At 62.1% G+C, this 6541-nt stretch carries 5 protein-coding genes and 1 pseudogene; 1 reads left to right on the forward strand and 5 read right to left on the reverse strand.

All coding sequences use genetic code 11. The features are described from left to right. Window positions 1-20: 20 nt before the first annotated feature. A complete protein-coding gene (locus tag ACINK1_RS14590; RefSeq protein ID WP_376802543.1) occupies window positions 21-1328 on the reverse strand; it encodes an AAA-associated domain-containing protein in 1308 nt (435 codons plus the stop codon). A gap of 17 nt (window positions 1329-1345) precedes the next feature. Continuing rightward, the gene (locus ACINK1_RS14595) at window positions 1346-3079 is read right to left on the reverse strand and encodes an ABC transporter permease subunit (RefSeq protein ID WP_376802580.1); all 1734 of its coding nucleotides are present in this window, start codon (window positions 3077-3079) and stop codon (window positions 1346-1348) included. A 74-nt stretch (window positions 3080-3153) separates the two neighbouring features. Here ACINK1_RS14595 and ACINK1_RS14600 point away from each other — a divergent pair, with 74 nt between their 5' ends. Then, window positions 3154-3993: a shikimate dehydrogenase gene (locus tag ACINK1_RS14600; protein ID WP_376802544.1), complete on the forward strand. Its 840-nt coding sequence runs from the start codon at window positions 3154-3156 to the stop codon at window positions 3991-3993. Here ACINK1_RS14600 and ACINK1_RS14605 read toward each other — a convergent pair. From ACINK1_RS14605 to ACINK1_RS14615, 3 genes and pseudogenes are all read right to left on the reverse strand, one after another. Next, a complete protein-coding gene (locus tag ACINK1_RS14605) occupies window positions 3983-4189 on the reverse strand; it encodes a DUF2783 domain-containing protein (protein ID WP_376802545.1) in 207 nt (68 codons plus the stop codon). The two genes, ACINK1_RS14600 and ACINK1_RS14605, sit on opposite strands and share 11 nt — an antisense overlap. After that, complete coding sequence (locus ACINK1_RS14610; protein ID WP_376802546.1) at window positions 4186-5784, reverse strand: FAD-dependent oxidoreductase; 1599 nt, start codon at window positions 5782-5784, stop codon at window positions 4186-4188. Before ACINK1_RS14610 ends, ACINK1_RS14605 begins: the two co-directional genes overlap by 4 nt. Window positions 5785-5819: 35 nt before the next feature. Further along, window positions 5820-6541: pseudogene (locus ACINK1_RS14615) on the reverse strand (phenylalanine--tRNA ligase subunit beta); the annotation flags it as partial.

Here is a 6541-nt window from a genome sequence, read left to right on the forward strand (position 1 = left end):
TGGCGAGAGGCGAAACCTGCTCAGTGCGGATTTTCGAGGCTGAATTGTTCGAGATGCTCGTCATAGGCAAAGATCTCGCCATAACGCGCCCATGAAATGACAGTTGACAGCGTTTCCTCAGCGTAATCCTCCGACATATAGTCTTCAAGTTCGTTACGGAACCGGGCAGCAGGCGCGCTATGGCTCGGGCGCTCATCAAGCACCCGCTTGATGAGGCCGATGAGCGGCACATAGGCCACCAGATGATCGGCAAACAGGCGCTTGCGCCCGTCCGTGTCGAGGCCTGAGAAACGCTTGCCAGCCTCGCTCAGACGCAGGTCACCTTCCGATACATCGCCAAGGCGCAGCAATTGTAATGTCTCGGCAAGATGAAACATCTCGTCTGCTTCCATCTGCAGCGCCTGCGCCAGTTCCGGCAGATCGGCCTTGCCCTGATAGGGTGCTCCCGCCACCGCCTCGATGAGGCCGGAGAGTACGTTGGTTGAAACCATGTTGAGCACCATGCCGACGCCGCTGCCGGGAATACCCTCATGGCTTGGCTGGCGCTGTTCGCGGCGCTCGGTCATGCGGGCATAAATTGAATCGACAAGCTGGCGGAAGATGGGGTCGAGGCGGTTGCGCGGATGTGGCAGGGTGATTTTGATCTCAGCCGCAACCCGCCCCGGATTCGACTGAAAAATGAGCAGGCGGTCGCACATCAGCACCGCTTCTTCGATGTTGTGGGTCACCATCAGTGCTGAGGCTATAGGAAGGCGACCTTCGATCCACAGGTCGATGAGATCGGTGCGCAACGTTTCCGCCGTCAGGACATCAAGCGCAGAAAACGGTTCATCCATCAGCAGAAGATCAGGATGGACAACAAGCGCGCGGGCAAACCCGACGCGCTGGCGCATGCCGCCCGAAAGCTCCTTGGGGAAGGCTGATTCAAAGCCGTCAAGACCGATGAGGTCGATGGCAGCGAGCGCCCGGCGCCGGCGCTCGGTCTCGTCGATGCCGAGCGCCTCAAGCCCAAGCTCGACATTCTCCAGCACCGTCAGCCACGGAAAGAGTGCAAAGGACTGGAACACCATCGCGACGCCATCCGGCGGCCCGTTGATGTCTTGCCCGCGATATTGGGCAGTGCCGTGCGAGGCCGTGATCAGCCCGGCGATGATGCGCAGCAAGGTCGACTTGCCCGAACCCGAACGGCCGAGGAGGCCGACGATCTCGCCGCGCTCGATTCTCAGATCGACGTTATCAAGCACCAGAATGTCATCGCCGCTCCCCTTGGGAAAGCTGCGGGTAATACCCGATAATCTGAGCAAAGGTGCCGGGGCGGATGATGTCATGTCGGGCGGTTCCTGCATCATGCTAGTCTGACGCGCCGTTCGCAGAAGGCGTAGAGCGGATGCCAGACAAGACGGTTGCAGGCGATCACGAAGAGCGCCATCACCGTCACGCCCAGCACAACCCGGGCGATATCGCCAGCCGCACTTGCCTCGGCGATATAGGACCCCAGCCCGAAGGCGACCAGCCTGGTGTCGCCCCAACTGGCGATTTCAGCTACGATGGCCGCGTTCCAGGAGCCGCCGCAGGCCGTCACTGCGCCTGTCACGTAATAGGGCAGAATTCCGGGCAAAATCACCTTGCGCCACCAGTTCCAGCCTCTGACATGAAAGCTTGCAGCTGCCTCCCCGAGATCGGAGGGAAAGGCGCTCGCCCCGGCAATGACATTGAAAAGAATATACCATTGCGTGCCCAGGATCATCAGCGGGCTCAGCCAGACATTGGCATCAAGGTCGAAGCGGACAATGGCAATCACCGCCACTGGAAAAGCGATGTTGGCGGGGAAAGCGGCGAGAAACTGCGCCAAGGGCTGGGCGATTTCGGCAAGCCGCGGGCGCAAGCCGATCCACACCCCTACTGGTACCCAGATCAGGCTGGCAGCGATCATCAGGACGATCACCCGGGCGAGCGTGGCAAAGCCGAGCGTCACGGCATGCCGAACATCCGACAACCCGATCGTCGCGCCAAGAAACGAGATGATGCGCCATAGCGCCAGTCCGCTGAGGGCAGCGATGGCCACAAAAAAGAGGGCATCGAGGAGACGCTGCCGCCCGTTGCCGGCGGTCCGAGGGATAGCGGGGAGCGGCAGGCTAAACCGCCAGGCGGCAATGGTGCCAAGGCCACGCGCCAGCGGCGCCACAAGGGCGCGCAACAGGCGTGTGCGACGGAAGAGGTTGTAGACCCATGATGACGGCGGTTCGCTCGAGACCGATTGTTCGAACCGGAATTTGTCGGCCCACGCCACCAGCACGCGAAACAGCAGCTGATCGTAGATGAGGATGACGATGAGCATGGTGAGCATCGCAAAGCCGATGGCTGGCAGGTCACGGGCCTCGATGGCGCGTGCCACATAGGTGCCAATGCCGGGGAGCGCCACACTGGTGTCGCCCACTGTGATCGCTTCCGACGCCACCACGAAAAACCAGCCACCCGACATCGACATCATGGCGTTCCACACCAGGCCGGGCATGGCGAAGGGAACATCGAGGCGCCAGAAGCGCTGCCATTGGCTGAGCTTGAAACTGGCGGCCGCCTCTTCGAGATCCTTCGGTACGGTGCGCAGCGACTGGTACATGCTGAACGTCATGTTCCATGCCTGACTGGTGAAGATGGCAAAGACAGCGGCAAGCTCGGCCCCCAGTACCTGCCCCGGGAACAGGCCAAGAAAAAACAGCACCGTAAACGTCAGGAAACCGAGGATCGGCACTGATTGCAGCACGTCCAGAACGGGAATGAGGATGAGGCGCGCATGGCGGCTCTTGGCGGCAAGGGGCGCGTAGAGGAAGGTGAAGAGGGTGGCAAGGACAATGGCCGCCAGCATCCGCAGCACGGTGCGCAGCGCATATTCCGGCAGATGACGGGGATCGAGTGAAACGGCAGGGTTGGGGAGTGCGGCAAGCGGCAGCGTCGTGTCCCGTGCACCAATCGCCAGCAGCACGAAAACACCGGTGACGAGCGCGAAGGCCACAACGTCCCAGCGATTGGGAAGAAGAGGGCGCGGGCCAAACAGATTCTGCACGCGCTCCTGCGCCATGAATTCCTGCCCTCCGCCGGGTGCAAGATACAAACTTGCCATCCCGGCCCCTGTCATGGAACAAGGCACCGGTCATGCCAAGCCCTCATTCACCACGCGCCGCTGTTATCGGCCACCCCATCGCTCATTCGCGCTCGCCGCTGCTGCATCGCTACTGGCTGCGCCTCTATGCGATTGCCGGCGACTACGAGCGTATTGATGTGGCGCCGGAGGCTCTGCGTGATTTCATCAGCGCCATGGCCGGGCGTGGTGACGCTGGATGCAACGTGACCGTTCCTCACAAGCAGGCGGTGATGCCTCTGCTTGATGGCGTCACTGAGGCTGCCCGCGCCATCGGCGCCGTCAACACCATCTGGCGCGAGAAGGATCGGCTGCGAGGGGACAATACGGACGCCTACGGCTTTCTTGCCAATCTTGATGACAAAGCGCCGGGCTGGGATAGCGGCGGCGGCAGGGCGGTTATTCTCGGCGCTGGCGGGGCGGCGCGTGCTGCCGTCTTTGCCCTGCTGTCGCGTGGTTTTGAACTGACGCTTGTCAACCGCACCCGCGTGCGAGCAGATGAGCTGGCGCGCGTTTTCGGCGCTGCTGTCTCTGTCGCCACGCCGGACGACCTCGCCGGCCACCTCCCTGCCTGCAATCTCCTGGTCAATACGACGGCGCTTGGCATGAGTGGCAAGCCACCGCTTGTGATTGACCTTGCGAGCCTCAGGCAGGGCGCCATCGTTCACGATATCGTCTATGTGCCGCTGGAGACCGACCTCCTGCGACAGGCGCGGACCCTGGGGCACCGCACTGTCGATGGTCTGGGCATGCTCATCCATCAGGCTGTGCCGGGTTTCGAGCGCTGGTTCGGTGTCAGGCCGCTTCCCGATGCAGCCCTGCGACAATTGCTTGAGGATGATATCAGGGCGTGAACCCGGCTCTGGCCGCAGTGATCACCGCCAGCACGGTGTCGATGTCGCCCAGCTCGTTGGCAAGCAACAGCACGAGGCGGGCGTTCAGTCGGGCGCTGTCCTCGTCGCTCAAGCCGTGATGCGCTGCCAGAAGTGCGGCGTAAAGATCATCGCCCCGCTCCTGCAGGCGATCACCGCCAATGTCGCGCGTGCTCATGGCGCCCCCGCCAGTGCGCGATGCAGCGCCTGCCTGATCTCACCGGATCGAGGCTGATGAAAGCGCGCCGCAATATGCTGGTCGGGACGGATGAGATAGCTGACGCTGGAGCCGTAGCGCGCCGCCACCAGTCCTGATTTGTCACTGAGCCGGCACTTGTCGCCAACACTGACCACATCAAGTCCCTGAGGCGGCTCAGTGGTAGCATCATCAATCGCCAGCAGGCAGAACCTGCCACCAAGATGGTGCAGGAGGTAATCCTCGCTGTGGCTGCCAGGCGCGGTCACCGGCGCATCCGGGCAGGCCACGCCAGGGGTAAGCCCGCCATCCGCCTGCGCCGGCGTCTGCAGCCTCAGCCCCTCAAGCGAGCAGGGCTGCGACAATCGCCCGGAATTGAGCAAACGGCGGGCGAAAGCGTGAGTGGCTGACAGATCAAGCACAGCGTCGCGGAAATGATGCTCCGCCCGGGTCCTGGGCGTCATGAAGGTGGTGGCGCGGGCGGAATGCCGTAAATTCTCGTCAGCCCCGTGGCAGCGCTCCTCATCATAGGTGTCAAGCAGCGCTTGTCTCGCCTCGCCCTTGAGAACGTGCGCGAGCTTCCACCCCAGATTGTCCACATCCTGAATTCCGCCATTGCCGCCACGTGCCCCGAAGGGTGACACGACATGGGCGGCATCGCCGACGAAGATGATCCGCTCATGGATGAAGCGCTCAAGCCGTCGGCACTGGAAGGTGTAGATGGAAACCCAGTCAAGCGTGAAGGGGCGATCCTGGACGGCAGCTCTGACCCGCGGCAGCACGCGCTCAGGCTTCACTTCCTCCTGCGGGTCGACATCGGGCGAGAGCTGGAAGTCGATGCGATAGATATCATCAGGCTGTTTGTGGATGAGCGCTGACTGGCCTTGATGGAAGCTTGGCTCGAACCAGAAATGCCGCTCAGGCGGGAAATCGGCTTTCATCTCGACGTCAGCTATAAGAAAACGTTCAGGAAATCCCTGGCCGGAAAAATCGAGCCGCAGCATATGGCGCACCGGCGAGCGCGCCCCGTCACAGGCCAGAAGATAGGGGGCTTCAAGGCGATAGGCACCGTCCGGCGTCTCGATGTCGGCTATCGCCCGATCACGCGACTGGCTGACGGCAATCACCCGGTTTCGCCATCTCAAATCGATGAGGTCGGGAAAGTCCGCCGCCCGGGCAACGAGATATTCCTCGACATAATATTGCTGGAGGTTGACGAAAGCCGGCATCTCATGGCCGTCCTCGGCAAGGAGGTTGAAATTGCAAATTTCGTTATCGCCGCGAAAGACGCGGCCAACCTGCCAAATCACCCCCTTCGCGCGCACCCTGCGACCGATGCCCAGACGATTGAAAATATCAAGCGTCCGCTTCGACCAGCAAATGGCGCGCGAACCGCGCGAGACGACATCCTTGCCATCAAGCACGATGCTCCTGATCCCGTGCAGCGCCAGGTCAACCGCAGCCGCGAGCCCCACCGGCCCGGCCCCGACGATGATCACCTGGGCATCAAAGGGAGCAGCACCTGATAATTCAGGCGGCGTCACATAGGGAAACGATTGGTAGCTGTAGCGGGTCATCGCACCTCTCCGATGCCCATCATGTCGGCACCGGTTCAGCTGCGCAATGACCCCCCAGTTGCCCTCGTGACTTCGGCGACGATTTTTGCCGCGACCGTGTCGATTTCGGCATCCGTCAGCGTCTTGTCCTGTGGCTGCAGCGTCACTTCGATGGCGACCGATTTCTGCCCCTCGCCGACGCCCTTGCCCTCATAGACGTCAAACACACTCACCCGCGAGATGAGGTCTTTCTGCGCTCCCCGCGCCGCTTTGATGAGATCGCCGACCGCCACGCCTGAAGGTACCACAAAAGCAAAATCACGCCGCACCGGTTGCAGCACCGACAAGGCGAGGTGGCCTTTGGTGCGGGTCGCCTTCACTTTGGGTTTTGGCAGTCGGTCGAGGTTGATCTCGAAGCCCAGCAAGGTTCCGCCGACGTCAAGCGCATTCAAGGTCCGCGGGTGCAATTCGCCGAAAGATCCCAGCACGAGCGGCCCGAGGCGCAGACTTGCTGAGCGGCCGGGATGGAACCAGGCCGGCGCATCGCGCGTCAGCTGTAGCGCGTCGGCATTGATGCCGAGCGCAGAAAGAAGGCTGAGCGCGTCCGCCTTGACGTCAAAAACATCGGCGCTGGCGCTGCCCTGCCAGTGGCGCCCGGCGCCATTGACTTTGGCAAGTCCCCTCCTGATCCCGCAGGCTGACATGCTCTGCTCGCCCGGCTCGCCGCCATGAAAAATCTGTCCGACTTCGAACAGGGCGACATCGTGGACGCTCTTGT

This window comes from Raskinella chloraquaticus (SeqCode), assembly GCF_021731865.1.
Lineage (GTDB): Bacteria > Pseudomonadota > Alphaproteobacteria > Rhizobiales > UBA4765 > Raskinella > Raskinella chloraquaticus.

Excerpts from the sequence above, each read along its gene's own strand:
- ACINK1_RS14595 (WP_376802580.1), bottom strand. The coding sequence starts at position 3,079 with ATGGCGCAGGAGCGCGTGCAGAATCTGTTTGGCCCGCGCCCTCTTCTT.
- ACINK1_RS14610 (WP_376802546.1), bottom strand. The coding sequence starts at position 5,784 with ATGACCCGCTACAGCTACCAATCGTTTCCCTATGTGACGCCGCCTGAA.
- ACINK1_RS14600 (WP_376802544.1), top strand. The coding sequence starts at position 3,154 with ATGCCAAGCCCTCATTCACCACGCGCCGCTGTTATCGGCCACCCCATC.
- ACINK1_RS14605 (WP_376802545.1), bottom strand. The coding sequence starts at position 4,189 with ATGAGCACGCGCGACATTGGCGGTGATCGCCTGCAGGAGCGGGGCGAT.
- ACINK1_RS14590 (WP_376802543.1), bottom strand. The coding sequence starts at position 1,328 with ATGACATCATCCGCCCCGGCACCTTTGCTCAGATTATCGGGTATTACC.